Annotated in this window: 2 protein-coding genes; one reads left to right on the top strand and one right to left on the bottom strand. The window is 70.6% G+C overall.

Annotation, left to right across the window (positions count from 1 at the left end; all coding sequences use genetic code 11):
* The coding region (locus VJN29_RS20320) for an acetyl-CoA hydrolase/transferase family protein (protein ID WP_324145463.1) at positions 1 to 1,221 on the bottom strand (1,221 nt) is incomplete at its 3' end.
* A 132-nt stretch (positions 1,222 to 1,353) separates the two neighbouring features.
* Here VJN29_RS20320 and VJN29_RS20315 point away from each other — a divergent pair.
* Positions 1,354 to 1,629: a DUF2277 domain-containing protein gene (locus tag VJN29_RS20315; protein WP_324145462.1), complete on the top strand. Its 276-nt coding sequence runs from the start codon at positions 1,354 to 1,356 to the stop codon at positions 1,627 to 1,629.
* The last annotated feature ends 565 nt before the right edge of the window (positions 1,630 to 2,194 follow it).

Raw genomic sequence — 2,194 nt, 5'->3', positions numbered from 1 at the left:
GAGCCCGAGCTGGGCCGCCTCCTCCCAGAGCTCGTCCCGAACCTGCGGGTGGGCGGCGTCGCGGATGATGTGCCGGCACTGGGCCTGCTGGTCGTATCCCCACAGCTCCGCCACCCCGTGTTCGGTGACGATGGCGCTCTGCTGGAAGCTCGTCACCGGCTCGTCGAGGAGGGGCACGACGGTGGACACGTCGGCCTTGGGGTGCCACGAGCGCAGGGCGATGAAGGACTGCCCGCCGGCGGAGTGCAGCGCACCGACGATGAAGTCGGTCTGGCCCCCGAACCCGGAGTAGATCCGGGCGTTGATCCGTGAGGCGTTCGCCTGGCCGAACAGGTCCACCTCGAGGGCGGTGTTCACGGAGGTCATCATCCGCTGCTGCGCGATGAGCCCGGGGTCGTTGGTGTGCTCGGTGCGCATCATCCGCACGCGATGGTTGCCGTCGAGCCAGTCGTAGAGCTCGCGCGAGCCGAAGAGGAACGAGGCGGTGAGCGGGTGGTGTGGATCCAGGGCACCCACGCGGTCGAGCTCGAGGACCCCGTCGGAGAACATCTCGGTCCAGATCCGCAGGCCCGAACGGGTGGTCAGGGCGTTCAGGGTCGCGTCGGGGACGCCGCCGATGCCCATCTGGAGGGTCGCACCGTCCGGGACGCGGCTGGCGACCCGCTCACCGATGGCGGCGCTGTCGGCGTCCGGTGGGAGGGGGTCGTGGGACGCGAGCGGCGCCGACACCTCGACCGCCAGGTCGACGGCCTCCACCGGCACCTGCGCGTCGCCGTAGGTGTACGGCATCTGGTCGTTGACCACGGCGATCACCCGGCCCGACCGGCCGCGGCATCCCTCGATGGCGGCGGGCAGCACGTTGACCTCGATGCCGAGGGAGAGCTGGCCGTCGCGCGGCGGCGCGCAGTGGACGATCACGACGTCCGGGGGGAGGCGCCGCTGGAGAAGCACCGGCACGAGGGACAACCGGCTGGGGACGTACGACAGGTCGCGGTGGCGACGCATCCCGGCTCCCACGAAGCACGTCTCGGCGGTGACTCCGTCCCGATCGGGGATGCCGGGTGGGGCGTTGAGGGCGTGGATGGTGTAGGCGTCCTTGTTCTCGTCGAGCGCTCGGACCGCCTCCCACGGGACGGCCACGTTGCCCGAGACGACGACGCGTGGCTTGCCCGGCACGGATGCGAGGTGGCGCCCCAGCTCCTCGATGCTCACGGTCCTCATGGCGTCCATCATTCCCCCGTCCTCGCCGGCCGTCAGGTGAGGGTCGGCTTGCCTGGCCCCGACGCGGATGCCGTGCCGAACGCTTCGTGGCGAACAGTCGCGGGTGGCGGGACCGCGGCATACCGTGGAGCCATGTGCCGCAACATCCGTCCGCTGAACAACTTCGCACCGCCGGCGACGCCGGACGAGGTGCGGGCCGCCGCTCTCCAGTACGTCCGGAAGGTGAGCGGCATGACGAAGCCGTCCGCCGCGAACCACGCAGCGTTCGACACGGCGGTCGAGGAGGTTGCCGACGTGACCGCTCGCCTACTCGACGCGCTCGTGACGACGGCCCCGCCCAAGGACCGCGAGGTCGAGGCGGCCAAGGCGCGGGCCCGGTCGGCGGAACGGTACGGCCGAGCCGGCTGACCGCGCGCTGGAAGCGGCGACCACCGGGGCCGGGGGAGCAACCCCGCGGAGTGGTCCGAAGTGGTTGCGACGGCCGTCCAAGGTCTGCTACAGGGCGCGGAGCAGGCTGAGGAGCCCTCGGACGTGACCTCCTTCTTGTGGACCGAAACACGCCCGAAACTTTCTCCGCTCCACACACCGTGGACGACATCGTCGCTGGTCAGCGCCGTTTCCTCGGGTCAGACGCCCGGTTGTCCACAGGGTTCTCCACGTCATGTGCACACACGCCGTGGGCGTTTTGCACACCTTGTCCCCACACCGTGCACAGCCGTTCGGCCATAGTCGACGCGAGGGGCTTGGTGGCCGCCCCGCCACAGCCCTACGGTGACTCGTCGGGTGGTTGTCGGTGCTCTCTGGTGTCGTTCTTCCCAGGGCGGCGGCCGCTCCGAGGTACTGGTCATCGACACCGGCGTGGGCCGGACGGGAGGGGGTGCGCAGTGTCGATCGCGGAGCTGAGCGCGGCGTTCGAGAGTCGAGCCGGTGGCCCGACCGACGACCGTGTCCCTCCGCAGGACCTCCATGCCGA

The organism is Intrasporangium sp., from assembly GCF_035280925.1.
Taxonomy (GTDB): domain Bacteria; phylum Actinomycetota; class Actinomycetes; order Actinomycetales; family Dermatophilaceae; genus Intrasporangium.
This window is presented reverse-complemented; position numbering and strand designations above follow the sequence as displayed.

Coding starts and splice junctions, on each gene's coding strand:
- VJN29_RS20315 (WP_324145462.1), top strand. CDS start 1,354: ATGTGCCGCAACATCCGTCCGCTGAACAACTTCGCACCGCCGGCGACG.